This is a genomic window from Acidovorax sp. SUPP1855 (genome assembly GCF_030158955.1).
GTDB lineage: Bacteria > Pseudomonadota > Gammaproteobacteria > Burkholderiales > Burkholderiaceae_C > Paracidovorax.
Genome location: NZ_BQXI01000013.1, coordinates 1 through 23,758, shown reverse-complemented (window position 1 = coordinate 23,758; position 23,758 = coordinate 1). Strand labels below are relative to the sequence as shown.

General features: G+C 68.7%; 27 protein-coding genes. 15 read left to right on the top strand and 12 right to left on the bottom strand.

The window, feature by feature from the left end:
- Positions 1–19 precede the first annotated feature (19 nt).
- A complete protein-coding gene (gene purM, locus AVMA1855_RS13110; RefSeq protein ID WP_284426028.1) occupies positions 20–1,093 on the bottom strand; it encodes a phosphoribosylformylglycinamidine cyclo-ligase in 1,074 nt (357 codons plus the stop codon).
- Between the two features lie 321 nt (positions 1,094–1,414).
- On the opposite strand from purM, the gene hda reads away from it, so the two are divergent.
- Genes hda through folK form a run of 4 tightly spaced genes read left to right on the top strand, consistent with a single transcriptional unit; the run spans position 1,415 to position 5,063 of the window.
- A complete protein-coding gene (gene hda, locus AVMA1855_RS13105) occupies positions 1,415–2,113 on the top strand; it encodes a DnaA regulatory inactivator Hda (protein ID WP_272548576.1) in 699 nt (232 codons plus the stop codon).
- 60 nt (positions 2,114–2,173) lie between these two features.
- Positions 2,174–2,875, top strand: coding sequence for a histidinol-phosphatase (locus AVMA1855_RS13100; protein WP_272564467.1), 702 nt, complete (start codon positions 2,174–2,176; stop codon positions 2,873–2,875).
- On the top strand, positions 2,872–4,536 hold the full coding sequence (gene pcnB, locus AVMA1855_RS13095) for a polynucleotide adenylyltransferase PcnB (RefSeq protein WP_284426027.1): 1,665 nt from the start codon (positions 2,872–2,874) through the stop codon (positions 4,534–4,536). Before AVMA1855_RS13100 ends, pcnB begins: the two co-directional genes overlap by 4 nt.
- Positions 4,537–4,553: 17 nt before the next feature.
- On the top strand, positions 4,554–5,063 hold the full coding sequence (gene folK / locus AVMA1855_RS13090) for a 2-amino-4-hydroxy-6-hydroxymethyldihydropteridine diphosphokinase (protein ID WP_284426026.1): 510 nt from the start codon (positions 4,554–4,556) through the stop codon (positions 5,061–5,063).
- Between the two features lie 63 nt (positions 5,064–5,126).
- Here folK and AVMA1855_RS13085 read toward each other — a convergent pair whose 3' ends face one another.
- A complete protein-coding gene (locus AVMA1855_RS13085; RefSeq protein WP_284426025.1) occupies positions 5,127–5,765 on the bottom strand; it encodes a cysteine hydrolase family protein in 639 nt (212 codons plus the stop codon).
- 121 nt (positions 5,766–5,886) lie between these two features.
- Between AVMA1855_RS13085 and AVMA1855_RS13080 the strand changes: the two genes are divergently transcribed.
- Complete coding sequence (locus AVMA1855_RS13080; RefSeq protein WP_284426024.1) at positions 5,887–6,864, top strand: GlxA family transcriptional regulator; 978 nt, start codon at positions 5,887–5,889, stop codon at positions 6,862–6,864.
- 93 nt (positions 6,865–6,957) lie between these two features.
- Here AVMA1855_RS13080 and AVMA1855_RS13075 read toward each other — a convergent pair whose 3' ends face one another.
- Positions 6,958–7,929: a tripartite tricarboxylate transporter substrate binding protein gene (locus AVMA1855_RS13075; RefSeq protein WP_272564462.1), complete on the bottom strand. Its 972-nt coding sequence runs from the start codon at positions 7,927–7,929 to the stop codon at positions 6,958–6,960.
- Positions 7,930–8,084: 155 nt separating this feature from the next.
- Between AVMA1855_RS13075 and AVMA1855_RS13070 the strand changes: the two genes are divergently transcribed.
- Positions 8,085–8,441: a four-helix bundle copper-binding protein gene (locus AVMA1855_RS13070; protein WP_284426023.1), complete on the top strand. Its 357-nt coding sequence runs from the start codon at positions 8,085–8,087 to the stop codon at positions 8,439–8,441.
- A 124-nt stretch (positions 8,442–8,565) separates the two neighbouring features.
- The gene (locus AVMA1855_RS13065) at positions 8,566–8,820 is read left to right on the top strand and encodes a hypothetical protein (RefSeq protein WP_284394909.1); all 255 of its coding nucleotides are present in this window, start codon (positions 8,566–8,568) and stop codon (positions 8,818–8,820) included.
- Positions 8,821–8,872: 52 nt separating this feature from the next.
- Here AVMA1855_RS13065 and AVMA1855_RS13060 read toward each other — a convergent pair whose 3' ends face one another.
- On the bottom strand, positions 8,873–9,973 hold the full coding sequence (locus AVMA1855_RS13060) for a CDP-6-deoxy-delta-3,4-glucoseen reductase (RefSeq protein ID WP_284426022.1): 1,101 nt from the start codon (positions 9,971–9,973) through the stop codon (positions 8,873–8,875).
- Between the two features lie 45 nt (positions 9,974–10,018).
- On the opposite strand from AVMA1855_RS13060, the gene AVMA1855_RS13055 reads away from it, so the two are divergent.
- Positions 10,019–10,966 (top strand): NAD-dependent epimerase/dehydratase family protein, encoded by a 948-nt coding sequence (locus AVMA1855_RS13055; protein ID WP_284426021.1) that lies wholly within the window; start codon positions 10,019–10,021, stop codon positions 10,964–10,966.
- 18 nt (positions 10,967–10,984) lie between these two features.
- Here AVMA1855_RS13055 and AVMA1855_RS13050 read toward each other — a convergent pair whose 3' ends face one another.
- From AVMA1855_RS13050 to AVMA1855_RS13040, 3 genes are all read right to left on the bottom strand, one after another.
- Entirely contained in the window at positions 10,985–11,665 is a 681-nt protein-coding gene (locus AVMA1855_RS13050) for a DUF4124 domain-containing protein (protein ID WP_502870333.1), read from the bottom strand.
- A 53-nt stretch (positions 11,666–11,718) separates the two neighbouring features.
- The gene (locus AVMA1855_RS13045) at positions 11,719–12,285 is read right to left on the bottom strand and encodes a hypothetical protein (RefSeq protein WP_284426020.1); all 567 of its coding nucleotides are present in this window, start codon (positions 12,283–12,285) and stop codon (positions 11,719–11,721) included.
- A 157-nt stretch (positions 12,286–12,442) separates the two neighbouring features.
- Positions 12,443–12,775, bottom strand: coding sequence for an antibiotic biosynthesis monooxygenase family protein (locus AVMA1855_RS13040; protein WP_284394897.1), 333 nt, complete (start codon positions 12,773–12,775; stop codon positions 12,443–12,445).
- Positions 12,776–12,915: 140 nt separating this feature from the next.
- On the opposite strand from AVMA1855_RS13040, the gene AVMA1855_RS13035 reads away from it, so the two are divergent.
- Complete coding sequence (locus AVMA1855_RS13035) at positions 12,916–13,398, top strand: hypothetical protein (RefSeq protein ID WP_284426019.1); 483 nt, start codon at positions 12,916–12,918, stop codon at positions 13,396–13,398.
- A 55-nt stretch (positions 13,399–13,453) separates the two neighbouring features.
- Here the strand turns inward: AVMA1855_RS13035 and AVMA1855_RS13030 are convergent, their stop codons facing one another.
- The 4 genes from AVMA1855_RS13030 to AVMA1855_RS13015 all read right to left on the bottom strand — a co-directional run bounded on the left by AVMA1855_RS13030 (position 13,454) and on the right by AVMA1855_RS13015 (position 18,979).
- Positions 13,454–14,413: a chemotaxis protein gene (locus AVMA1855_RS13030; RefSeq protein WP_284426018.1), complete on the bottom strand. Its 960-nt coding sequence runs from the start codon at positions 14,411–14,413 to the stop codon at positions 13,454–13,456.
- Positions 14,414–14,607: 194 nt separating this feature from the next.
- On the bottom strand, positions 14,608–16,182 hold the full coding sequence (locus tag AVMA1855_RS13025) for a methyl-accepting chemotaxis protein (RefSeq protein WP_284426017.1): 1,575 nt from the start codon (positions 16,180–16,182) through the stop codon (positions 14,608–14,610).
- 201 nt (positions 16,183–16,383) lie between these two features.
- Entirely contained in the window at positions 16,384–17,646 is a 1,263-nt protein-coding gene (locus tag AVMA1855_RS13020) for a CaiB/BaiF CoA transferase family protein (RefSeq protein WP_284426016.1), read from the bottom strand.
- A 136-nt stretch (positions 17,647–17,782) separates the two neighbouring features.
- Positions 17,783–18,979, bottom strand: coding sequence for an acyl-CoA dehydrogenase (locus AVMA1855_RS13015; RefSeq protein WP_272564451.1), 1,197 nt, complete (start codon positions 18,977–18,979; stop codon positions 17,783–17,785).
- 182 nt (positions 18,980–19,161) lie between these two features.
- Between AVMA1855_RS13015 and AVMA1855_RS13010 the strand changes: the two genes are divergently transcribed.
- The 6 genes from AVMA1855_RS13010 to AVMA1855_RS12985 all read left to right on the top strand — a co-directional run bounded on the left by AVMA1855_RS13010 (position 19,162) and on the right by AVMA1855_RS12985 (position 23,406).
- Positions 19,162–20,058 (top strand): LysR substrate-binding domain-containing protein, encoded by an 897-nt coding sequence (locus AVMA1855_RS13010; protein ID WP_284426015.1) that lies wholly within the window; start codon positions 19,162–19,164, stop codon positions 20,056–20,058.
- 138 nt (positions 20,059–20,196) lie between these two features.
- Positions 20,197–20,415, top strand: coding sequence for a hypothetical protein (locus AVMA1855_RS13005; RefSeq protein WP_284408486.1), 219 nt, complete (start codon positions 20,197–20,199; stop codon positions 20,413–20,415).
- A 235-nt stretch (positions 20,416–20,650) separates the two neighbouring features.
- Positions 20,651–20,836, top strand: a complete 186-nt coding sequence (locus tag AVMA1855_RS13000; RefSeq protein WP_284408487.1) for a hypothetical protein — start codon at positions 20,651–20,653, stop codon at positions 20,834–20,836.
- 418 nt (positions 20,837–21,254) lie between these two features.
- Positions 21,255–21,467 (top strand): hypothetical protein, encoded by a 213-nt coding sequence (locus tag AVMA1855_RS12995; protein WP_272564447.1) that lies wholly within the window; start codon positions 21,255–21,257, stop codon positions 21,465–21,467.
- 244 nt (positions 21,468–21,711) lie between these two features.
- Positions 21,712–21,891 carry a CsbD family protein gene (locus tag AVMA1855_RS12990; protein ID WP_284405902.1) on the top strand — a complete coding sequence of 60 codons (180 nt, stop codon included), beginning with the start codon at positions 21,712–21,714 and terminating at the stop codon, positions 21,889–21,891.
- Positions 21,892–22,224: 333 nt separating this feature from the next.
- The gene (locus AVMA1855_RS12985) at positions 22,225–23,406 is read left to right on the top strand and encodes a tyrosine-type recombinase/integrase (RefSeq protein WP_284426014.1); all 1,182 of its coding nucleotides are present in this window, start codon (positions 22,225–22,227) and stop codon (positions 23,404–23,406) included.
- 256 nt (positions 23,407–23,662) lie between these two features.
- Here AVMA1855_RS12985 and AVMA1855_RS26630 read toward each other — a convergent pair.
- Positions 23,663–23,758 (bottom strand): IS3 family transposase (locus tag AVMA1855_RS26630; protein ID WP_349817088.1); only part of this gene is annotated, 96 nt, incomplete at its 5' end.

The following is a 23,758-nucleotide window of genomic DNA, read 5'->3' as shown; positions in this document are numbered from 1 at the left end:
CGGGGTGCGGCTGAGGGGGTCAGCCCACCACCACGGGCGCGCCGTCGCCGCGTTCGGCGATGGTGCCGATCGTGTAGACCGTCTCGCCCAGCGAGCGCAGCGTGGCGGCCGTGGCTTCGGCCTCGGACGCCGAGACCACCACCACCATGCCGATGCCGTTGTTGAAGGTGCGGTTCATCTCGATGTCGTCAATGCCGGCCGTCTTCTGCAGCCAGGCGAACAGCTCGGTCTGTGGCCAGCTGCCGGCTTTCAGGTGGGCGGCCAGGCCCTCGGGCAGCACGCGCGGAATGTTCTCCAGCAGGCCGCCGCCCGTGATGTGGGCCAGAGCCTTGATGCCGCCGGCCGATGCCGCATCCTGCGGCGCGGGGTGCTTGGCCAGCGCGGCCAGCACGTTCTTCACATACAGGCGCGTGGGTTCCATGACGGCTTGCTTGAACGGCTTGCCGTCCAGCGTGGCGGGGGCCGAATCGCCGGCCCGCTCGATGCACTTGCGCACCAGGCTGAAGCCGTTGGAGTGCACGCCGGCCGAGGCCAGGCCAAGCACCACGTCGCCGGCCGCCACGGTCTTGCCGGTGAGGATCCTGGATTTTTCGACCGCACCGACCGCAAAGCCGGCCAGGTCGTACTCGCCGGCGGGGTACATGCCGGGCATTTCTGCCGTCTCGCCACCGATCAGGGCGCAGCCCGACAGCTCGCAGCCCCGGGCGATGCCGCCCACCACGGCCGCGGCCGTGTCCACGTCCAGCTTGCCGCAGGCGAAGTAGTCGAGGAAGAACAGCGGCTCGGCACCCTGCACCAGCACGTCGTTCACGCTCATGGCCACCAGGTCGATGCCCACGGTGTCGTGCATGTTCCACTCGAAGGCCAGCTTGAGCTTGGTGCCCACGCCGTCCGTGCCGCTCACCAGCACCGGCTCCTGGTAGCGCTTGGGCACCTCGAACAGGGCGCCGAAACCGCCGATGCCGGCCAGCACGCCCTCGCGCATGGTCTTCTTGGCGAGCGGCTTGATGCGCTCGACCAGCGCGTCGCCGGCATCGATGTCGACGCCAGCGTCTTTGTAGGAGATGGGGGTGGAGGAGTCGGAGGAGCTCATGGAAGGGTTCGTGAGTGCTGGTGGGCCCGCGCGGCGGGCTGGAGCGGCGGATTTTAAAGGCCCCGCCCGCCTTGCCCGGCAATGCCCCCGCGGGCCGGCGGATGGCGTGGCCGCGGGTGGCCCGTGGCGCCATGGCCGGACGGGTCGCCGCGGCAGACTAAAATTCGCGCCGGCGTGTCCCGCGCGCCCTGCCATCCGGCCCTTTGCCATTCCCACTTCCATGCCGCCTCGCCCCCCACTGCCGCCCTTCGTCCCGCACCGCGCCTGCCGCTGCGGCCCGGGTGCGCGGCGCGTGCAGGCCGCCGTGCCGGGGCGCGGCGCATGAAGCAACTCGCGCTCGACATCGGCCTGGCCACCGGGCCCACGCTGTCCCGGTTCTTCGCCGGCACCAACGAGGCGGCCCTGCAGCACCTGCGGCTGGCCGTGGGCGACGGCGCCGTCGAGGTGCTGCGCTCGCCGGTGCCCACTTATCTCTGGGGCGAGTCGGGCAGCGGCAAGACCCACCTGCTGGAGGCCGTGCGCGAGGCGCTGCGCGAGCAGGGCGCCTCGGTCGGCTGGCTCGATGCCTCGGTGGCCGAGCCCACGGCGTTCGACGACCGCTGGTCCGCCGTGCTGCTGGACGAGGTGCACCTGTACAACACGGCCCAGCAGGCCGCCGCCTTCAACTGGTTCGTCAATGCCATCAGCCCCGCCGTGGGCGAGCCCCGCTGGGTGCTGGCCGCCGGCCAGACGCCGCCGGCCGACCTGCCGCTGCGCGACGACCTGCGCAGCCGCCTGGGCTGGGGCCACATCTTCCAGCTGCACCTGCTGGGCGAGGCCGAGCGCCGCGCCGTGCTGCGCCAGGAGGCCGACGCGCGCGGCATCTTCCTGGGCGACGATGTGATGGACTACATGCTCAAGCGCTTCTCGCGCGATCTGGGCAGCCTCATGCAGCTGCTGGACCAACTGGACAGCTTCGCCCTGCGCACCCAGCGCGCCATCACCATTCCCCTGCTGCGGGCCATGCTGGAGTCCGAATAGCCGCGCACGCTGCCGGCTTGGCCTCCCTCCTTCCGCCCCTTTTTCCACACTCCACACCGCATGAACCCTGAACCCCCGGCGCAACGCCCTCGGCTGGCCCTGTTCGACCTCGACCACACGCTGCTGCCGCTCGACTCCGACTACGAGTGGGGCGAGTTCACCATCCGCATCGGCTGGAACGACCCGGTCGAGTTCGGGCGCCGCAACGACGAGTTCTACGCCCACTACCAGGCCGGCACGCTGAACGTGCACGACTACGTGCGCTTTGCCATCGAGGCCGTGCGCCAGCGCGGGCCCGAGGCCGCCGCGGCGGCGCATGCGCAGTTCATGCGCGAGGTGATCGGGCCGGCCATCCATCCGCAGGCGCTGGAGTTGGTGCGCCAGCACCAGGCGGCGGGTGATCAGGTGGTCATCATCACGGCCACCAACGAGTTCGTGACCGGCCCCATCGCCCAGGCGCTGGGTGTGGACGAGCTGCTCTCCATGGGCCTTGCGCGCGACGCGCAGGGCTGGTACACCGGCGCCATCGAGGGCACGCCGACCATGCGCGAAGGCAAGGTGCGGCGCATGGAAGAATGGCTGGCGGCGCGCGGCCTGGCCTGGAGCGGCGTGGAGAGCACGTTCTACAGCGACTCCATGAACGACGTGCCGCTGCTCGAAACCGTCGATCACCCGGTGGCCACCAACCCCGACCCCCGCCTGCGGGCGCTCGCGCAGCAGCGTGGCTGGCGCATATTGGATCTCTTTCCCACCCAACCATGATCAAGAAGTTCATCGACAAACTGCTGGGCAAGGGCGCCCCCGGCGCCGGCCGCGGAAAGAACCGCTTCGGCAAGCGCGAGGAAGTGCCTGCCTCGGTGCACGGCATCAACCCCGAACTGGTGGACCGCCGCGCGGCCGACGTGGTGCGCACGCTCAAGGCGGCGGGCTATGAGGCCTACATCGTGGGCGGCGCCGTGCGCGACCTGCTGCTGGGCCTGCGGCCCAAGGACTTCGACGTGGCCACCAACGCCACGCCCGAGCAGGTCAAGGGCCTGTTCCGCCGCGCCTTCATCATCGGCAAGCGCTTTCGCATCGTGCACGTGGTGCATGGCCGCGGCCGCGAGCACGAGGTGATCGAGGTTTCCACCTTCCGTGCCTACCTGGACAACACCGCCATCGAGCAGCAGGTGAGCGGCAACGAAAAGACCAGCAAGCAGCAGCTGGTGGGCATGCAGCACGCCGTGGACGCGAGCGGCCGTGTGCTGCGCGACAACGTCTGGGGCCCGCAGGACGAAGACGCCACGCGGCGCGACTTCACCGTCAACGCGATGTACTACGACCCCGAAACGCAGGTCGTCGTGGACTACCACAAGGGCATCCAGGACGCGAAGAAAAAGCTGCTGCGCATGATCGGCGACCCGGCCACGCGCTACCGCGAAGACCCGGTGCGCATCATCCGCGCCGTGCGTTTCTCGGCCAAGCTCGCGGGCCTGGGTTTCACCATTGAGCCCAAGACGGCGGGCCCGCTGATCGAATCGCAGGCGCTGCTGGCCGACGTGCCGCAAAGCCGCATGTTCGACGAAATGCTCAAGCTGCTGCAGACGGGCCACGCGCTGGCCACGATCGCGCAGCTCAAGAAGCTGGGCATGGCGACCGGCATCTACCCGCTTCTGGACGTGGTGGTCGAGCGCGCCGACTCCTCCTTCGTGAGCGCCGCCCTGGCCGACACCGACCGCCGCGTGGGCGAGGGCAAGCCCGTGGCGCCGAGCTTCCTGCTGGCCTGCGTGCTGTGGCAGGACGTGAAGACCGGCTGGGACCGGCGCATCGCGCAGCGCGAGCAGCCGTTTCCCGCGCTGCAGGACGCCATCGACGACGTGTTCGAGCGGCGCATCGGCGACGTGTCGGGCCGCGGCAAGCTGGCCGCCGACATGCGCGAGATCTGGGTCATGCAGCCGCGCTTCGACAAGCGCGTGGGCTCCACGCCCTACAGCATGGTGGCCCAGGCGCGCTTTCGCGCCGGCTTCGACTTCATGCGCCTGCGCGCCGATGTGGGCGAGGTCGAGGAGGCGCTGGCCGAATGGTGGCAGGAATTCCAGCACGCCGACGACATGCGCCGCGACGACATGATCGACCAGGCGCGTGAAGAGCAGAAGTCCCGCCAGCGCAAGGCCCAGCCCGTCGTGCGCCGCGTGCCCCGGCCTGCGGCGGAGGCGGACGGTGCTGCAGCCTCCCCTGGCGAGGCTCGCCCGGCCGCAGCTCCCTCCCGGGGCGATCAGGAAGGGCAGGACGGCCAGGACCATGAACACGATGGCGGCGAAGACCCGGCCGGCGACGGCCAGGCCGCCCCCAAGAAGCGCCGCCGGCGCCGCCGCAAGCCTTCGGGCGGTGGTGGCGGCGAGGGCGCGGCCCCCGCGGCCTCGTCCGGCCCTTCGGGCGATTGAACGGGGCGGGGCACGGCATGGCAGCGGTGTCCTTTCCCGCGGGCGGCCCAGGCACCCCGGTCTCCGCCTGGATCGGCCTGGGTGCCAACCTGGGCGATGCGCGGGCAGCGCTGCTCGGCGCGCTCGATGCCATGGCGCACTGGCCCGGCAGCAGACTGTTGCGGGTGTCTTCGCTGTACCGCAGCGCGCCGGTGGATGCCGGTGGCCCGGACTACTGGAATGCCGTGGCCGAACTGGCCACCCCGCTGGCCGCCATCGACCTGCTGCATGCCCTGCAGGCCATCGAGCAGGCGGCCGGCCGTGAGCGCCCCTACCGCAACGCGCCGCGCACGCTGGACCTGGACGTGCTTTTGTACGGCGACGAGCGCATCGACACCCCGGAACTCACCGTGCCCCATCCGCGCATGGTCGAGCGGGCCTTCGTGCTGCAGCCACTGGCCGAAATCGCACCCGGGCGCGTCGAGCCCGCCCGCCTGGCCGCCGTGCAGTCGCAGCGCATCGAGCGGCTCGGCCCCTTCTGGCCCTGAACAACCCCCCGCGCTCCGCAGGGAGCGCCGACGGGTCGGTGTTCGCCGCTACTGCGCTACTGTTCAGGCGGCCTCGCGCCCGCGCTGGTTCGACGAATACACATCGCCCTTCGGCAGAGCCTGGCCGGCCTGCACGGCCGCCAGCCAGTCCCGGGTCGTCGCCACCGCCGCGAAGTTGCTGTGGAACACCACGCTGAACACGCGGTGGATTTCCTCGGCGCTCACGCGGCCGGCCGCATTGGCATAGGGCAGGGCGCCGCTGGCATCGCTCAGGAACTCCACGGCCAAACCCCGGTGCGCCGCCTCGAACACCGTGCTGGCGTCGCAGTTGTGCGTCATGTAGCCCACCACGGTCAGCGTGTCGATGCCGCGGGCAGCCAGCCAGTCGGCCAGGTCGGTGTTCGCAAAGACGCTGGCGAGCTGTTTTTCGATGCGGTGGTCGGCAGGCCGGCGCGCCACTTCCGGGTGCAGTTGCCAGCGGTCCGTGGCCTTGTCGAACACGGGCGCGCCCGTGGGCGCGGTGTGCTGCACCACCACCACCGGCACGCCGGCGGCCTGAGCGGCGTCCATGGCGCGGGCGATGTTGGGCAGTGTGTCGGCCACCGGCGGGTATTCGATGGGCAGGTTGCCGCCTGCGAAGTATTCGTTCTGCACGTCGATGACGACCAGGGCGCGGCGGGGAGTGGTGGGGGTGGAGGGCATTCTCGAAGTCCTTTTGAAGGGGGGTTGCCTGAAGCGGCGGAAGGGTCGGAGGTGATTGTTCGCCTTCCGCGCCATCGCTGAAAGTGGCTGGATCGACATCGATCGATAGAATCGGGCCATCATGCGCACCATCTCCCAGCCCGCCCCCGACACCGTGGCCGTCGTGGCCTTCGACGGCATCAGCCCCTTTCACCTTTCGGTGCCCTGCCTGGTGTTCGGCGAGGACCGCACGGCGCGAGGCGCACCGCGCTACCGGCTGCGGGTGTGCGGCGTGGCGCCCGGCCCGATGCGCACGTCCGCCGGGTTCGGCATCGACGTGGCGCACAGCCTTGCGGTGCTGCGGCGCGCGCAGATCGTCGTGGTGCCGTCCTGGCGCGAGAACCTGGCTCCCGCGCCTCCCGAACTGCTCTCGGCGCTGCGGGCCGCGCACCGCCGGGGCGCGCGCATCGTGGGCCTGTGCCTGGGGGCGTTCGTGCTGGCCGAGGCGGGGCTGCTCGACGGCCGCGCCGCCACGACCCATTGGGCGCTGGCGCAGGCGTTCGCGCAGCGTTACCCGCAGGTGGCGCTTCGGCCCGAGGTGCTGTATGTGGAAGATGGCACGGTGCTGACCTCGGCCGGCACCGCCGCGGGCATCGACTGCTGCCTGCACCTGCTGCGCCAGCAGCACGGTGCCGAGGCCGCCAACTGCGCCGCACGCCGCATGGTGGTGGCCCCGCACCGGCAGGGTGGTCAGGCGCAGTACATCCAGCAGCCGGTGGCGCCCTCGGTGCGGGGGGATCGGCTTGCGCCACTGCTGCAGTGGCTGGGCGAACACCTGCACGAGGCGCACACGCTGGAGGCGCTGGCCGAGCGTGCCGTGATGAGCCCGCGCACCTTCACGCGCCGCTTTCGCCTGTCCACTGGGACCACGGTGGGGCAATGGCTGCAGAACCAGCGTATCGCGCTGGCGCAGCGCTTGCTGGAAGGGGGCGACCAGCCGATCGAGGCGGTGGCCGTGGCGTCGGGTTTCGGCTCCGCCGTCTCGCTGCGGCAGCATTTCTCGACGGCGGTGGGCATTGCGCCCTCGGCCTACCGGCGGCAGTTCCGCGCCGCCGCTTGAAACGATTTGCGATTGAAAATATAGCTGCCGGCCCACGATGGGTATGCGCCGGCAGCCGTTTCGATCCAAGGGCGGCTGCGGGCCCTGGCCTGGTCAGTCGACCTTCGCGCCGGAAGCCTTCACCACCTGCTGGTACTTGGCACGCTCCGACGCCATGAAGGCATCGAACTGCTCGGGCGTGGTGCCCACGGGCTCGGCCATGAGGGCTGCGAAGCGCGTCTTGGTCTCCGGCGCATTGAGCGCGGCCACGAAGGCCTTGTTCAGCTTGGCGATGACGGGCTTGGGCGTGCCGGCCGGCGCCACGAGGCCCCACCACGTCTCGATCGCAAAGCCCTTGAACGTGGCCGACAGCGGGGGCACGCCCGGCAGCATGGCGCTGGCCTGCGGCGAGGTCACTGCGAGCGCCTTGAGCTTGCCCGAGCGGATGTTGGGCGCGGCGGCGGCCAGGTTGTCGATGTTGAAATCCACTTCGCCGGCCAGCAGCGCCAGTTGCGCGGGACTGGCACCGCGGTAGGGAATGTGCAGGGCGTAGATGCCGGCGCGTTGCTTGAACATTTCACCCGCTAGGTGGCCTGCGCTGCCATTGCCGCCGCTGCCGTAGTTCAGCTTGGCGGGGTTTGCCTTGGCGTAGGCGATCAAATCGGCCACGGTGTTGATCTTGAGTTCCGCCGCCTTGGCCGCATTGATGACGAGCACGTTGGGCACGCTCACCATCTGCGTGATGCCGGCGAAGTCCTTGGCCGCGTCGTAGGGCATGCGGCTGTAGAGCCAGGGGTTGACGGCATGTGTCGCCGTGGCGGCCAGGCCGATGGTGAGGCCATCGGGCGCCGCCTTGGCGACGGCATCGGCGCCGATGTTGCCGCCCGCGCCCGCCTTGTTGTCGATGATCACCGTGCCCAGCGTGTCGCGCACCCGCTCGGCCAGCGCGCGGGACGTGACGTCCAGCGGGCCCCCGGGTGCGTAGGGCACGATCAGCCGGATCGGCGCATCCTGCGCGTAGCCCAGCGGGGATGCAAACGCCGTGGCGAGGGCGGCGGCCGAGAGAAGGAGGTTTCTGCGATTCATGCTGCCATTGTGCAAAAAAATGAAAGGGGTCCGGCGGTGCGAGGTCGCAGCGCCGTCCTACAGGGCCCGCGAGGGGGCATTTCTATAAACGTCGAAGCCGTTTCCCAGTTTGCACCCCATCACGCGCCGCCGCACCGGCGGAAAAAGGACATTCCATGCCGCAGGCCGCCCCGCACGACACCGTGACCGCATCGCGCTATGCCGAGTGCATTCGCGCCTGCAGCGAATGTGCCGATGCCTGCGACTACTGCGCAGCCGCGTGCCTGCGCGAGCCCGAGCCCCGCTGCATGGTGCAGTGCATCGCCCTGGACATGGACTGCGCCGCGCTGTGCCGTGTGGCCGCCGCCGCCATGGCCCGCGAAAGCGCCCACGCGCCGGAGATCTGTGCCTTGTGCGCCCGACTGTGCGACAGCTGCGCCAACGAATGCGCCCGGCACGGCATGGCCCATTGCCAGGCCTGCGTCGAAGCTTGCCGCCGCTGCGCCGAAGCCTGCCGCGCACTGTCGCGCTGAAGCCCATCCATCAAAGCCGGCGGATGGCTATTACCGGTTGTTACTTCTGAGATACCGTGTGGAAGTGACCGCTTAAGGTCCGGGGCGTTGAATGGCATCTCGGACCCCGCACCAAGGAGCCACCATGTCCATCCGCCTCATCACCCTCGCCGCCGCTTCGGTGGCCACCAGCCTGCTCACCGGCTGCGTCGTGGCCCCGGTCGGCCCGGGCTACTACGCAGGGTCCGGCTATTACGGCGGGCCGGGCTACTACCAGACTGAATCCGTGTACGTGGCGCCGCCGCCTGTGGTGGTAGCGCCGACCATCGGGTTCTTCGGCGTCTATGGCCGGGGCGGCTATGGGCGCGGCTATTACGGCCGGCCGGGCTGGCGCCGCTGAAGGCCGCGCGCCGGGTGCGCGCTCCTTGCTGCAAGCTGGCGCCCGGACCGCGTCAGCCTGAGGTGGCTCCGGAGGGTTGGGCGGAAGGCTCGCTCGCCCCGTGCTTGTCGGCCTCTGACGTGAAGGCATCCGCGTAGAACTCATCGGGGGGGAGCTGGCGCTCCGCGCTGTACACCACCCGTGCCGTATCGACCACGATGGGGGCGCCGCAGGCATAGACCTGGTAGCCCGATAGGTCGGCATGGTCGTCCATCACCGCCTGGTGCACGAAGCCGGTGCGGCCCGCCCAGGCGTCTTCCGGCAAGGCATGGGACACCACGGGCACATAGGCCAGTTGGGGCATCGTGGCCATGCGTTCGCGCACCCAGCCATCCATGTACAGGTCGCCGGGACGGCGGCCGCCCCAGTACAGCGTGACCGGGCGCTCGATGCGCTTGGCCTGAATGTGTTCGAGCAGCGCCTTGATCGGGGCGAACCCCGTGCCCGAGGCCAGCAGGATGATGGGCTTGGGGCTGTCCTCGCGCAGGAAGAAGCTGCCGAAGGGGCCTTCCACGCGCAGGATTTCCTTTTCCTTCATGGCGCCGAACACGTGGTCGGTGAAGCGCCCGCCCGCCATGTGGCGGATGTGCAGTTCCAGCCCCGGCGCGTCGGCCTGGGTGTGGGGCGCGTTGGCCATGGAGTACGCGCGGCGCGCACCGTCGCGCAGGATGAATTCGATGTACTGGCCGGCGTGGTAGCGGAACGTGTCCGCTGCAGGCAACTGCAGGCGCACCTGCATGACGTCGTGCGACACCCGCGTGAGCGTGGACACGCGCACCGGCAGCTTCTTGATGGGGTAGGCGCTTTCGTCGGTCACCTGGCGCGATTCGAGCACCACGTCGGTCAGCGGCTGGGCGCAGCAGGTGAGCACGAAGCCCGCGTCGGCCTCGGCCGCGCTCAGGGCCTTGGACTGGTGCTCGCCATGGGCCACGGAGCCGCTGAGCTTCTTGCACTTGCACGAGCCGCAGGCCCCGTCCTTGCAGCCGTAGGGCAGGCCCACGCCGCTGCGGATGGCGGCGGCCAGAATGGATTCGCCCGGCTGGGCGGCAAAGGCCCGGCCGCTGGGCTGTACGGTGATCTGGTGGGCGGCTGCGGCCGTCTCTGCGGGGGTCATGGAGTGGGTATCCTTGGAGGTTCTTCTCGCCAAACGGATCCGATTTTGCCCTCAAACCAAAGCCCCCTCGGGGCCCTGCCGGCGCGCTTTCGCCGCCAGCGCGTGCTCATCATCGGCTGTGGCGACGTGGGGCTGCGGGCCGCCCGGGTGCTGGGCGCATCGGCCTACGGGCCCCGGCCCCGGGTGCTGGCGCTGACTTCCAGCCCCGAGCGCAGGGCGCCGCTGCGCGCCGCCGGCATCACGCCCCTGCTGGGCAACCTGGACGATGCGCCCAGCCTGCGTCGCCTGTCCGGCCTGGCCACCCGCGTCCTGCACCTGGCACCCCCGCCGGGCGATGCGGTGGCCGGCGCCGCCAAAGGGTATGACGGCCGCACGGTCGCCCTGGCGCGGGCGCTGCGCCTGCGCACCTTGCCGCGCGCGCTGGTGTACGGCTCGACCAGCGGGGTGTATGGCGATTGCGGCGGCGTGTGGGTGACCGAGGCGCGCCCGGTCGCGCCCGCCACGCCCCGCGCGCAACGCCGGGTGAATGCCGAGCGCGCCGTGCGCCACCTGGGCCGCAGCGCCGTGCGCGCCAGCATCCTGCGCATTCCCGGTATCTATGCGCCCGACCGGGAAGGCGGTACGCCTGAAGCCCGCCTGCGCCGTGGTACCCCGGTGCTGCTGCCCGAGGACGACGTCTACACCAACCACATCCATGCCGACGACCTGGCCCGCGCCTGCGTGACGGCCCTGTGGCGCGGCCAGCCGCAGCGCGTGTACCACGTGAGCGATGCGAGCGACATGAAGATGGGCGACTACTTCGATCTGGCCGCGGACCTGTACGGGTTGCCGCGCCCGCCGCGCATCGCGCGCAGCGATGCGAAGACGCAGTTGCCCGCACCGCTGCTGAGCTTCATGGGCGAGTCCCGCCGGCTGGATGCCACGCGGCTGCGCAAGGAATTGCGCGTGGTGCTGCGCTACCCGACCGTGGCCCAGGGCCTGCGCGCGACCTGACGCGCCCACCCGCACGCATCAGCGCGGGTGGACGTTCCCTTGCTGGTCGTAGCAGCGGAACACGTTGCAGTGCGAAATCGGGGCGGAGGGCACCGGGAGCGCGGGTTGGACCACCACCGGGCGCCGGGGCGGCAGCACCACGACGGCGGGGGGCGCGTAGTAGTCGCCACTGCCGCCGCTGTAACTGCGAGACCGTTCGACCTCCGCATAGCCCTGCGGGCCGAGGCAGTCGAGGTCCATCTGGCGCTGGGCCGCGGTCAGGCGGGCCTGGCCGTCGTAGTTGCCCCCGCCCGATTCGTTGGCCACCCGGTCGAGGTTGCGGCGCGAGCGGGCGCATTCTGGCGATCGGGACGGATCGGCCGGGGCCCGCGCGGCGGCGCGCTCGCGGTCCTGGCGTGCCTCCTGCTGGGCTTCCTGGCGCTCGATCTGCTGGCGCTGCTGCTTGAGCTGCAACGCCTGCAGGGCCTGGGCCCGCTCCTCCTCGATTTCCTCGCGGCTCTTGCGGGCCTCGACCTCGCGCGCGGCCGTGCCTTTGTCGCAGGCACCGTCGGTGTAGGTGACCTTGCCGGAGGCGGGGTCGGTGCAGCGCATCACCTGGGCATGGGTGGCCAAGGGGGCTGCAGCACACGCCGCCACCGCCAGCGCGGCGCCGAAGCGCCATGCGGCGAAGCGAGGGGCTAGGAAGGCAGGGCGCTGGATCGTGGCCGTTTCCCGTGGGCGATCGGTCGGTTCAGGTCGGTGGTGCCGGGCGGTCAGGGCCGGTTCTGGGGATTTTGCTCCAGGCGCCAGCCCGGTGCCGGCCGCTGGTCTTGCGCGCCCGGCGGGCGGCGGTCTTCACCGCGCTGGCGGTCGGCCTGTTCGCGGCGCTGCCGGTCCAGCTCGGCGCGCTGGCGGTCCATCTCGGCACGGCGCCGGTCGGCATCCGCACGCTGGCCGTCCCGGTCCCTGTCCCGGCGGCGGTCGGCGTCGCGCGCTTCCCGGGTCTCGCGGTCCCGGCGGTCTCGCCAGGCGCGCTCGCGGTCTTCGCGCATCTGCCGTTCACGCCAGTCGTCCCGGCGATCGTCACGGCGGTCCCAGCCATACGCCGGCACCGGCGTGGGCACATAGACGGGGTAGGCGGGCCGGCTGTAGCCGTAAGCGGGCTGTTCGTACACCGTGATCGACGTCGAGCCGTTGGCCGGGTAGGGATAGGACGGCGCTGCCGGATAGTTGGCGGACGGATAGGCGGGCTCGTAGTACGGGTCGCCGGGCACCGCGCAGCCCGTGGCCAGCACGGCCAGGGTGCCGGCGGCAAGGATTCGGAGGGCGGGGTGGAACATGGAAAGGCCTCGCTGGCTGGTGGCCGCGCTGCAGGGAGCGTCTGGCGGCCGATGGGTGACGGCGGCGGTCAGGCGACACGCCGCGCCCGTGTGTGACGCGCTGGCGACCATTTTGGTTGACCTTGCGCGGGCGCCATTGTCAGGCTTTGCCCCGTCTTCACACGGCGGCGGGGCGGGGCGCGGCAGAGGCATTTTGCAGGCCGGCCACGGGGGCGTAATGCAGCACGGTCGGGAACGGATCGTAGAAGCCGTGCAGCAGCGACTTCCACGCCTGGTATTGCGGCGACTGCCGAAAGCCTTGTTCGTGCGCCTCGACCGTGGTCCAGCGCACCAGCAGCAGGTATTCCTGCGGGCGCTCCACGCAGTGGTGCAGTTCGTGCGAAAGGTATCCGGGCATGCGGGCGATGAGGCCCTGCGCCTCGGCGAAGGCCTGCTCGAAGGCGGCGTTCTGCCCGGGGCGGATGGTGAGCGGGGCGGTTTCCAGGATCATCCGGGCAGTCTATGCGACGGCCTCCCGGATGGATGGAGATGGATCGGGCCTCTGGCGGTGCGCCATGCGCGTCCCGCTCTACACTCTGCGGCTTTGCCTTCGGACGGCCTCGGTGCGGCCGAAGGCCCCAGCTGGACGACATGACCGAAGACTCAGAATCCACCCCCGTGCAGGAACCCCGCCTGTGGAGCGACGAGCGCTGGACCGCGCGCGTCGTCAAGAACGAAGACGACGACGGCTGGGCCGTCGAGATGACGCTGCGGGGAGAGTCCGAGCCCGCGCTGGTCGGCCCCTGGACCATGGGGCGCGACAAGAAGAATCCCAAGCCGCTGGATGTCTCGGCCTTCCACACGCTGGTCAAGACCGCGTCGGAGGTGCTGCGCCGCCATGAGCAGCAACTGCATGCCCAGTTGAACAAGAGCGTCACGGTCACCGTGCGGGACCAGCGCGTGCGCGTGTCGCTGGCCATCGAGCCGGACGATGAACATCCCACCGCGACGCTGAGCGCGCATTCGGCGCTGGACGACGAACTGCTGGCCCGCGTGGGCGTGTCGCCCGGCTTCGTGCTGACCAGCGCCAGCGCGGCGGCCTGGGTGGAGAACGGCTACCCGCGGCCGCGCTGAGCGGCGGCGAGGCCGCCGTGGCCCCTGCGGCGCCGTGTTCGCTGGATTGATTGACTTACTTGGGCAGCACGCGGCGCATGGTCTCGGCCAGGTCTTCCGCGACGAACTTCGCCACGTAGCCGTCGGCCCCCACGCTGCGCACGTGGTCCTCGTTGGCCGAGCCCGACAGCGAGGAGTGGATGACCACCGGAATCTTGTTCAGGCGCGCGTCTTGCTTGATGTTGCGGGTGAGCGTGAAGCCGTCCATCTCGGGCATTTCCAGGTCGGTCAGCACCAGCGCGACGCGGTCGGCGGCGGTCTTGCCATCGGCCTCGGCGGCGCGGGCGATGGCGTTCAGCCGGTCCCAGGCCTCCTTGCCCGACTTGGTCATTTCGTAAGGCGCGTGCAGGGCCTGCAGTTCCTTCTCGATGAGCGAGCGGGCCACGAACGAATCGTCGGCGGCCAGGATCATGGTGCCGGGCTTGAGCTTCAGGCGCGGGCCGACCTTCTCGGGATCGACCTTGTGCTCGTCGGAAGGCGAGACCATCTGCAGGATGGCCTCCACGTCCAACACCTGCGCGAGGCGGGAGCCATCGGTGTTGCCATCCAACCGGGCGATGCTGGTCACCAGCTGGCCGCCGGTGCCGCTGGCTTCGGCGGAAAGCACCTGCTTCCAATCCAGGCGCACGATGTCTTCCACCGATTCCACGGCGAAGGCTTGCGTGGTGCGCGCGTATTCGGTCACCAGCATGATGTTCAGGCCGGTCTGCGGCTTGCAGCCGACGATGGAGGGCAGGTCGAGCACCGGGATGATCTGGCCGCGCAGATTGACCACGCCCAGCGAATGCGGCGTGGCGCCGGCGATGGGCGTGATGCTGGGCATCGCCACGATCTCGCGGATCTTGAAGACATTGATGCCGAACAGCTCGGATTTGCCCAGGTTGTCGTCAATGCCCAACCGAAAGAGCAGCAACTCGAATTTATTGGTTCCGGTGAGGTTGGTCCGCTCGTCAATTTCCTGCTGCACTGCCTTCATCGCTGCCCCCTTCGCATTGGATACGCGTGTTTACAAATTTTAGAGCGGGATGGGAAAGGCCCGGTCCTAATATTTTCCCTTGTTGCGCCCGCGCTCCGATTGGCAGGAGCGCAGTGCAATCTTCTTGCCAGCGAGAGCGGCAATGGGTATCAGGTGGGGAATTCCAATCCCAGGAGTCATCCCGGGCCTGCCGCTCACGCGGCCTTCAAGGTTGCCCCCGGCCAGGATTCGGGATCGCCGTGGGGGCGCAAGCGGAAGACCGCCACGGCCTGCACCAGTTGCTGCGCCTGCAGCTTCAGGCTGTCCGCCGCCGCGGCGCTTTGCTCCACCAGCGCGGCGTTCTGCTGGGTGGCCTGATCCATCTGCATGACGGCCTCGCCCACCTGGGACACGCCGGCGCTTTGTTCGCTGCTGGCGGCGCTGATCTCGGCCACGATGTCGGTGACGCGCCGGATCGAGGCGACCACCTCGCCCATCGTGGTGCCCGCCTGGTCGGCCAGCACCGATCCCTGCTGCATGCGCGTGACGCTGGCATGGATCAGGGTCTTGATTTCCTTGGCGGCCTCGGCGCTGCGCTGGGCCAATTGGCGCACCTCGCTGGCCACGACCGCGAAGCCGCGCCCTTGCTCGCCGGCCCGCGCCGCTTCCACGGCGGCGTTCAATGCCAGGATGTTCGTCTGGAAGGCGATGCCGTCGATGACACCCACGATGTCGGCGATCTTGCGGCTGCTGTCGTTGATGCCGCGCATGGTGCTCACCACCTCCGACACCACATCGCCGCCCTTGGAGGCCACGGTCGATGCGTTCAGGGCCAACTGGTTGGCCTGCCGGGCGTTTTCCGCGTTGGCCTGCACGGTGGAGCTGAGTTCCTCCATGGAGGCCGAGGTTTCTTCCAGCGCACTGGCCTGCCGTTCGGTGCGGGCCGAAAGGTCGTTGTTGCCTTGCGCGATCTCGCCGCTGGCGCTCGCCACGCTGTCGGCGTTGTCGCGCACTTTGCCCACCACCTGAGATAGGCTGGTCTGCATCGCATGGAGTGCGTTCAGCAACTGGGCGATTTCATCCTGCCCGCGGGCGTGGGTGGCCTGGGTCAGGTCGCCGGAGGCCACGGCTTCCGAAATGCGCACCGCATTGCCCAGCGGTTGCGTGACGGTGCGGCTGAACAGCACCGCGCCGAAAACGCTGGCCCCGCACACGACCAGCATCACGGTCAGGCTGATCCAGTTGGCCTGGCGCGCTGCCGTCGCAGCCTCCAGGGACACGGCCGCGCTGGCTTTGCTGATCAGGTCGCCCGTCTGCTCCAGCAGTTGCGCCGGCTCCCGGTCCATGCCCTGCACGGCTTGATCGCCTGCGGCCGGGTCTCGGCCCGATGCCTTGAATGTTTCGAACCCTTTGCGGTAGGCCACTCCCATGCGTTCGTGTGCGATCAGGAACTGGCCCACCCGCTCACGCGCATCGCCTGCGGCCAAATCGTCCATCAGCTTGCGCGCCTGGGCTTGCACGGCCCCTTCGCTTTTCGCGAAGGCGGCCCAATAGCGCGACAGCTGCGCATCGTCCTTGCCCCGCAGCAGCGTGTTCTTCCATTCCTGTACCTGCACCCGGAAGTCGCCCAGCACGTCGGCGGCCATCCGCTCTTGCTGGGTATGGGTGGCGACCGTGGTCTGGTACGTGGTCAGGGCCGAGTTCAGTCGGCCAAGGCCGAACAGCGCAGCGGCGAAAAGCAGCAAGAGGGCGAATGTAAAGACGAGCGGGAGTTTTCGGCTGAGCTTCATCGGAAGATCCCTGAGGGAGTGGGAGGGCGCCCCTTCGTGAGGAGCGTCCCGGACTGTCGGATGGATGAAGTGTATTGAAATATCATTTCTATCATAAAAATCATTTTCAACTTTCCATGCAGCGGAGCGCGCCATGAAAAAAGCCTTGCGCGAAGGCAAGGCTTTTCTCGGGCGGGGCCGATGCCATCGGCCTGGGGCGGGTTAAACCACGTTCGCCGCGCGAAGCAGCGCAATCCGTTCGGCGTCCAGCCCCAGCCCCGCCAGCACCTCGTCGGTGTGTTGCCCCAGGGCCGGCGGCGCCCGGTGCAGCACCGGCGGCGTGGCCGACAGGCGCAGGGGGCTGGCCACCCCGGCGATTCGGTCGATGCCGTCGCCGGGCTCGCCCTGTGGCCACCGGGCTTGCTCCACGCGCAGGCCCCGGGCCTGCACCTGCGGGTCGTCGAACGCCTCGGCCAGCGTGTTGACCGGGCCGCAGGGGACGGCCTTGTCCTGCAGCAAGGTGATCCAGTCGGCCGTGGTGCGGGTGCGGGTGACCTCCTGCAGGGCGGGGACCAGCTCGGCCCGGTGCCTGACCCGCAGCGGGTTGGTGGCGAACCGGGCGTCCTGCGCCCATTCCGGCCGGCCGGCGGCGGCGCAGAACCGCGCGAACTGCCCGTCGTTGCCGATGGCCAGCAGCATGGCGCCGTCGGCGGTGGGAAAGTCCTGGTAGGGCACGAGGCTGGGGTGCGTATTGCCCTGGCGCGTCGGCGCCTGCCCGGTGGCCAGGAAGCCCGAGGCCTGGTTGGCGAGCACGGCCATGCCCACGTCCAGCAGCGCCATGTCGATGTGCTGGCCTTCGCCGGTGCGCTCGCGCACGTGCAGCGCGGCCAGGATGGCGTTGCTCGCGTACAGCCCGGTGAACAGGTCGATCACGGCCACCCCCACGCGCAGCGGGCCGGCGCCGGGCTCGCCGTCGGCCCGGCCGGTGATGCTCATCAGGCCCGTCATGGCCTGGATCATGAGGTCGTAGCCGGCGCGCTCGGCGTAGGGCCCGTCTTGCCCGAAGCCGGTCACCGAACAGTAGATGAGCCGCGGGTTGGCCGCGCGCAGGCTGGCGTGGTCCAGCCCGTACTGCCGCAAGCCGCCGACCTTGAAGTTCTCCACCACCACGTCGGCCTGCTGCGCCATCTGGCGGATCAGCGCCTGCCCCTCGGGCGTGGCCATGTCGATGGTGACCGAGCGCTTGTTGCGGTTGCAGGCCGTGAAGTAGGCGGCCTGCGCCGTGTCGTTGCCCGCATCGTCCTTCAGGAATGGCGGGCCCCAGTGGCGCGTGTCGTCACCCACGCCGGGGCGCTCCACCTTGACCACGTCCGCCCCCAGATCGGCCAGCACCTGGGTGCACCAGGGGCCGGCGAGCACGCGGGACAGGTCGAGCACGCGGATGCCGGCGAGGGCACCCGCCGGGGCTTGGGGGGTCGTGGTCATGCAGAAATCACTTTGCTATTAAAAAAGTAGCAATATGCCCTAGTACTGATTGCGCTGGAGGCCTGAAAGGCCATGAACCGCCCGGCAGCGCCCGCCCTGGCGGTCCAGGCGGGGGCGCGTGGGTCGGTCCGCCGGTTCAGTTGGCAAAGGCCGCGATGCCGGTCTGGGCCCGGCCCAGGATCAGCGCGTGCACATCGTGCGTGCCTTCGTAGGTGTTGACCACCTCCAGGTTCACCAGGTGGCGCGCCACGCCGAACTCGTCGCTGATGCCGTTGCCGCCCATCATGTCGCGCGCCATGCGGGCGATGTCCAGCGCCTTGCCGCAGCTGTTGCGCTTGATGATGGACGTGGCCTCGACCGAGGCGGTGCCGTCGTCCTTCATGCGGCCCAGGCGCAGGCAGGCCTGCAGGCCGATGGCGATCTCGGTCTGCATGTCGGCCAGCTTCTTTTGGATGAGCTGGTTGGCCGCCAGGGGCCGGCCGAACTGCTTGCGGTCCAGCGTGTACTGGCGCGCGGTGTGCCAGCAGAATTCCGCCGCGCCCAGCGCGCCCCAGGCGATGCCGTAGCGGGCGCTGTTCAGGCAGGTGAAGGGGCCTTTGAGGCCCTGCACTTCAGGGAAGGCGTTTTCCTCGGGCACGAACACTTCGTCCATCACGATCTCGCCGGTGATGCTGGCGCGCAGGCCCACCTTGCCGTGGATGGCCGGGGCGCTCAGGCCCTTCATGCCCTTTTCGAGCACGAACCCGCGGATCGGGCCGACCGCGCCGGCCTCGGACACTTCCTTGGCCCAGACCACGAACACATCGGCGATGGGGCTGTTGGTGATCCACATCTTGGCGCCCGACAGCGAATAGCCGCCCGGCACCTTCTTGGCGCGCGATGCCATGCTGCCCGGGTCGGAGCCGTGGTCGGGCTCGGTCAGGCCAAAGCAGCCGATCCACTCGCCGCTGGCCAGCTTGGGCAGGTACTTCTGTTTTTGCGCCTCGGTGCCGAACTCGTGGATCGGCACCATCACGAGGGAGCTTTGCACGCTGGCCATCGAGCGGTAGCCCGAGTCCACGCGCTCGACCTCGCGGGCGATGAGGCCGTAGGCCACGTAGTTCAGGCCGGGGCCGCCGTACTGCTCGGGAATGGTGGGGCCCAGCAGGCCCACTTCGCCCATCTCGCGGAAGATGGCGATGTCGGTCTTTTCATGGCGGAACTGCTCCAGCACGCGCGGGGCGAGCTTGTCCTGGCAGAAGGCGGCGGCGGCGTCGCGAACCATGCGCTCGTCGTCGGTCAGTTGCTGGTCGAGCAGGAACGGGTCGCTCCATTGGAAGGCGGCGTGGGCCATGGGGGGTCTCCGGGGAAGGTGGGTTCGGATCGGCTCCGGTGTGCGAAAAGCGCATGGGTGGCCGGGTTGGTGCGATGGTAGGCGCATGGATCGTGCGGTGCAAGCGAGGATGCTGCATCCAGACATGCAATCAATTCATATCTGAATGGCCGGTCGGGTGCGGGTTTGGGCACAATCGCGCCATGCGCCGAACCTTGCCCTCCACCCAGTCCCTGGCCTGCTTCGAGGCTGCGGCCCGCCATGAAAGCTACACCCGCGCGGCCCAGGAACTGGCGCTCACCCAGGGCGCCGTGTCGCGGCAGATCATGGCGCTGGAGGATTTCCTGGGCGTGGCGCTGTTTCGGCGCACGCGGCACGGCGTGGCACTCACCCCGGCGGGCACCCATTACGCGCGGCAGGTGGGCCGCTGGCTGCAGGGGCTGGAGCGCGACACGCTGGACGTGATGGCGCACCAGGGGCAGGGCGGGTCGATCGCGCTGGCCGCCGTGCCCACCTTCGCCACGCGCTGGCTGATCCCGCGCCTGCCCCTGCTGGCCCAGGCGCATCCGGACATCGTCGTGCACATCGAGACGCGCACGCGGCCCTTCCTGTTCGCCGACACCGGATTCGACGCCGCGCTGTATGCCGGCACGCCCGAGCAGGTCAGCAACTGGCCGGGTACGCAGGCCCTGCGGCTCTTGCAGGAAGACGTGGTGCCCGTGTGCAGCCCGCACCTGTTGCCCGGCGGGCAGCCGCTCCAACCCCAGGCGCTGGCGGGCCTGCCGCTGCTGCAGCAGACCACGCGCCCCTATGGATGGCGGCAATGGTTCGAGGCCATGGACGTGCAGGCGCCGCGCGCGCTCGACGGGCCGCGCTACGAGCTGTTTTCCATGCTGGCCGTGGCCGCTTCGCACGGGCTGGGCGTAGCGCTCATGCCCCCGCTGCTGATCGAGGCCGAGCGGGCCCGGGGCGAACTGGTGCTGGCCTGCGAGCGGCCCCTGCGCGGCGAACGCGCCTACTACCTCATCACCCCGGCGCAGCCCCAGCCCCCCGTGCTCGCCGCCTTCGCCCACTGGTTGCAGGACATGGCCGCGAGTTGAGCCCCCGGGCGCCTTCCGCGCCGCCGGCCGATTGCGCGCGGGTGGCGGCGCGGCTACCCTTTGGTCAGCTGCAGCTCAAGCGCGAGGCCGTGGGCCAACGAACTGCAGCGTCTGTGCAACCAACAAGGAGAAAGCTTCATGGGAACCGTTTATCACGCACCGCATTTCGACCCCACGGTGGATGAGCTCGAAGCGCTCAAGCAACTGGAGCTGGGCCGTGCCATCAGCGTGCCCGAGGCGCTCACGCACCACCTGTCGGGACGGCTCTACGAACGCGGCTACGTGGCCAAGAATCCGGCCGGCGATCTGGCCATCACCGATACCGGCCGCCAACTGATCCGCCGACAGGAGAGCTGAAGGCCCGTCGTTCCCCCTGCCTGACCCGGCCCACGCCGGTGTCCACGCCCGGCGCAGCCCCTCCAGCCATGGAGGGGCCGCCGGGTTTTTTGATGGCCAGGCCGAGGCAAGGCACGCCTTTCAACCGCCTTCGTCCTACAGACGACCCGCAGGAGGCGGTTTTAAGGTATCGCCTGTGCTGCTTCATGGCGTGTTGAACCCCAAGCGGCACGACAAACCCATCCGAGGAGCAGCCATGCCAAGAGGTGACAAGTCGGCGTACACAGACAAGCAAAAACGCCAAGCCGAACACATCGAAGACAGTTATGAACACCGCGGTCTCAGCAAGCCAGAGGCCGAACGCCGGGCCTGGGCCACGGTGAACAAGGATTCCGGTGGTGGCAGGAAGTCCGGCGGCGGACGCACCAAAGCCACCCGCTGAAGCGAGGAGATCCTTATCGCCCTCTTTTGTGCCCCCAGCGTCGTGGATGCCAGTCATAGCTTGCTTCCGATGGTCTGTTCCTATTGAAGGATTGAACATATGAAAGAAACTCTGACTGTCCTCGCCGGATTCATGCTGTTTTCCAGCCTCGGAATCGCCTACCTGGCCGCATCGGTCATGAGCGGTCTCTGAGCTGCAGGAAACAGAGCATCTCGGTTCGCATCCCGACGCCGGCACCCGGCACTGCCCCCACCCACCCCTCCACCATCACCTCCTGACCTTCCATGGCCTCCCACCCTCCCGCCCCTGGCAAGGCCGACCTGCCCGTCGAGCCTGACGAGCCCGCGCCCCCGCCTGAACAGGCGGATGAACCACCGCATGTGCAGTGCGCGAGCGGCAGCGCCGCAGGGAGCCTCCGATGAATCGCGGCGGCACCGAGCGGGAGGTTTCGGACGCGGAAAAGCGCGTGGGTGCCGTGCTGGAGAAGCTGGAGGAACAGACGGACTCCGAGGTGGAGAAGATCGCCCTAGAAGACGTGGTGGACACCAATGCGGAAACCGGACGCCCCGAAGTGCGCAAGGCTGTGGACATCCGGGTCAAACCCAAGGTGCAGCGCAAGTGGACCAAATGACCCTCTCAGCCGCTTGAGCGTGGTACTGCATCGAACAATCAGTGCCGAGATCCAGTTTTAATTAAAAAACTGCTTTCGAAATCTACCAACCCGCACGCCACCGCGCTGCGGGTTTTTTCTTGTGTAGGCAGTTGCTGACGCCAACGGATGGCTTCGGCCCGCGCGGGCCCTGCGGATCGGGTCTTAGCCTTCAGGTCATGCAAAGCCATTTTGTTTTGCACTTACCTCACCGAAAGGAATCACCATGAATACCGATCAAGTCAAGGGCGCATTGAAGGACGTGGCAGGCAAGGTTCAACAAAAGACCGGCGAGCTGATCAACAGCCCCGAGCAGCAAGCCAAGGGCGTTGCCAAGCAGGTCGAGGGCACCACCCAGAAGAACTACGGCGACGCCAAAGAGAACATCAAGGACGCCGTGAAGTAATGCCTGCGGAGGCGATGCCTCTGCGGATGAGAAAGACCCGATGCGGCAACGCATCGGGGCTTTTTGTTTTGAGTCGGGGATAGAAGCACCGTGCATGGCTTTGCACTGTCGAGAGCACCGGACTGCGGAAAGCAAAAAGCCCGCGAAAGCGGGCCATTCATTCAGAGTGTGCAGGATGCAGCGGGGAACAAGCTGCTGTGCATTCATGGCAAGAAAGCCATGGTGCCGGGGCCACTCTCGCAGTCTCCTCGCAAACCCGCATGAATGCTGGCTTTCCGACGGCCGCTGGCAGAATGTGCCCCCATTTGTGCCCCCAGCCATTTTTGGTGCCCCTTGAAACTCACCGACACGAAGCTCCGCACCCTCTCCGAACCCGGCAAACACTCCGACGGGCTGGGCCTCTATTTAGAAGTCACCAAAGCCGGCGGCCGCTACTGGCGCATGAAGTACCGCTTCGCCGGTAAAGAAAAGCGCCTGGCCTTCGGCGTCTACCCTGACGTGAGCCTCAAGGCCGCGCGCGAGGCAGCGGGCAAAGCCCGCAAGCTGCTGCAAGACCATCAAGACCCTGGCGAAGCCCGCAAGGAGCAGAAGGCGAGAGCGGTGCACGAGAACCGCAACACCTTCGAGGCCGTGGCGCTTGATTGGCTGACCCACCAGTCCGCGCGGTGGGAGCCCATCACCATGGGCCGTATCCGAGCATCCCTTGAAAACGACATCTTTCCCACGCTGGGCTCCAGACCCATGGCCGTGCTCAAAGCCCGCGATGTGATGGAAGCCGTCAAGGCGGTGGAAACACGGGGCGCAGCCGACCAGGCCGGCCGCGTCCTGCAGCGGGTCAAAGCCATCTACCGCTGGGCGGTGACTCATGAGCGCATCGAGTCCAACCCCATGCTCGACCTGGTGCCCTCTGAAATACTCAAGCCGCGCACCGTCCAGCACCGCGCAGCCCTGGCCGAAAAAGAGCTGCCCGAATTCATGCGCCGGCTGGCCAGCTATGACGGCTCGCCAAGCATCGTGCTAGGTCTGCGCATGCTGATGCTCACCGCCTGCCGGCCGGGTGAAGTTCGCGGCGCACGATGGGCAGAGATTGACCACGCCGCCGCTTTGTGGACCATCCCCGCCGAGCGCATGAAGATGCGCGAGGAACACCGAGTGCCCCTCTCGCGCCAGGCGCTTGACGTGCTGGACAAGATGGAAGCCATCAGTGGCGGCCGCGAGCTGGTGTTCCCAAGCCTTTACTACCCGAGCAAGCCGCTCAGCGAGAACACGTTCAACTCAGCCCTAGCGCGCATGGGCTACAAGAGCATTGCCACCGCTCATGGCTTCCGTGCCTTGTTCTCGACGGTGGCCAACGAACACGGCTGGAACCCCGATGTCATCGAGCGGCAGCTCGCGCACCGCGAGCAGAACGAGATACGGGCTGCTTATCACCGCACCACCTACATCGCAGACCGCACGAAGCTCATGCAGTGGTGGGCTGACAGCCTCGACGCCGCGGCCCCTGGCCACGCCTGAGCCACACACCGCAGAACTCCCCGGGGCGCCGCGGGGGCATGACAGGCCAGGGCACAGCCGCCTGCCACGGCAGAAACCCGCGTTGACCCTTGGCGCGCTGTCGAGACCCCGCCGCGCCTGCTCGCTTTGTGCTTTGATTTTGTCGATGGCGCCGACCAGGGCCAGCGCTAAGCCTGGCGCGGGCTCGCGGGCTGAATGAATGCGTGTTTCTGAGTCGGATAACGTTGGGCTTCCCCCGGTTTCCCGGACGGTTTGCCTAGCCCATTAAGCGCTGCCGCTCTTCGAATTGAACCGGGCTGAGGTAGTCCAATTTGGAGTGTTTTCTGAACGGGTTGTAGAACCGCTCGATATA

What these genes read in the sequence shown, in the direction of transcription:
- AVMA1855_RS13040 (WP_284394897.1), bottom strand. Translation starts at nt 12,775, where the DNA reads ATGATCCTGGAAACCGCCCCGCTCACCATCCGCCCCGGGCAGAACGCC.
- pcnB (WP_284426027.1), top strand. Translation starts at nt 2,872, where the DNA reads ATGATCAAGAAGTTCATCGACAAACTGCTGGGCAAGGGCGCCCCCGGC.
- AVMA1855_RS13100 (WP_272564467.1), top strand. Translation starts at nt 2,174, where the DNA reads ATGAACCCTGAACCCCCGGCGCAACGCCCTCGGCTGGCCCTGTTCGAC.
- AVMA1855_RS13020 (WP_284426016.1), bottom strand. Translation starts at nt 17,646, where the DNA reads ATGACCACGACCCCCCAAGCCCCGGCGGGTGCCCTCGCCGGCATCCGC.
- AVMA1855_RS13015 (WP_272564451.1), bottom strand. Translation starts at nt 18,979, where the DNA reads ATGGCCCACGCCGCCTTCCAATGGAGCGACCCGTTCCTGCTCGACCAG.
- AVMA1855_RS13060 (WP_284426022.1), bottom strand. Translation starts at nt 9,973, where the DNA reads ATGACCCCCGCAGAGACGGCCGCAGCCGCCCACCAGATCACCGTACAG.
- AVMA1855_RS13075 (WP_272564462.1), bottom strand. Translation starts at nt 7,929, where the DNA reads ATGAATCGCAGAAACCTCCTTCTCTCGGCCGCCGCCCTCGCCACGGCG.
- AVMA1855_RS13035 (WP_284426019.1), top strand. Translation starts at nt 12,916, where the DNA reads ATGACCGAAGACTCAGAATCCACCCCCGTGCAGGAACCCCGCCTGTGG.
- AVMA1855_RS13025 (WP_284426017.1), bottom strand. Translation starts at nt 16,182, where the DNA reads ATGAAGCTCAGCCGAAAACTCCCGCTCGTCTTTACATTCGCCCTCTTG.
- folK (WP_284426026.1), top strand. Translation starts at nt 4,554, where the DNA reads ATGGCAGCGGTGTCCTTTCCCGCGGGCGGCCCAGGCACCCCGGTCTCC.
- AVMA1855_RS13030 (WP_284426018.1), bottom strand. Translation starts at nt 14,413, where the DNA reads ATGAAGGCAGTGCAGCAGGAAATTGACGAGCGGACCAACCTCACCGGA.
- AVMA1855_RS13085 (WP_284426025.1), bottom strand. Translation starts at nt 5,765, where the DNA reads ATGCCCTCCACCCCCACCACTCCCCGCCGCGCCCTGGTCGTCATCGAC.
- AVMA1855_RS13080 (WP_284426024.1), top strand. Translation starts at nt 5,887, where the DNA reads ATGCGCACCATCTCCCAGCCCGCCCCCGACACCGTGGCCGTCGTGGCC.
- AVMA1855_RS13065 (WP_284394909.1), top strand. Translation starts at nt 8,566, where the DNA reads ATGTCCATCCGCCTCATCACCCTCGCCGCCGCTTCGGTGGCCACCAGC.
- AVMA1855_RS13005 (WP_284408486.1), top strand. Translation starts at nt 20,197, where the DNA reads ATGGGAACCGTTTATCACGCACCGCATTTCGACCCCACGGTGGATGAG.
- AVMA1855_RS12995 (WP_272564447.1), top strand. Translation starts at nt 21,255, where the DNA reads ATGAATCGCGGCGGCACCGAGCGGGAGGTTTCGGACGCGGAAAAGCGC.
- AVMA1855_RS13000 (WP_284408487.1), top strand. Translation starts at nt 20,651, where the DNA reads ATGCCAAGAGGTGACAAGTCGGCGTACACAGACAAGCAAAAACGCCAA.
- AVMA1855_RS12990 (WP_284405902.1), top strand. Translation starts at nt 21,712, where the DNA reads ATGAATACCGATCAAGTCAAGGGCGCATTGAAGGACGTGGCAGGCAAG.
- purM (WP_284426028.1), bottom strand. Translation starts at nt 1,093, where the DNA reads ATGAGCTCCTCCGACTCCTCCACCCCCATCTCCTACAAAGACGCTGGC.
- AVMA1855_RS13010 (WP_284426015.1), top strand. Translation starts at nt 19,162, where the DNA reads ATGCGCCGAACCTTGCCCTCCACCCAGTCCCTGGCCTGCTTCGAGGCT.
- AVMA1855_RS13045 (WP_284426020.1), bottom strand. Translation starts at nt 12,285, where the DNA reads ATGTTCCACCCCGCCCTCCGAATCCTTGCCGCCGGCACCCTGGCCGTG.
- hda (WP_272548576.1), top strand. Translation starts at nt 1,415, where the DNA reads ATGAAGCAACTCGCGCTCGACATCGGCCTGGCCACCGGGCCCACGCTG.
- AVMA1855_RS13070 (WP_284426023.1), top strand. Translation starts at nt 8,085, where the DNA reads ATGCCGCAGGCCGCCCCGCACGACACCGTGACCGCATCGCGCTATGCC.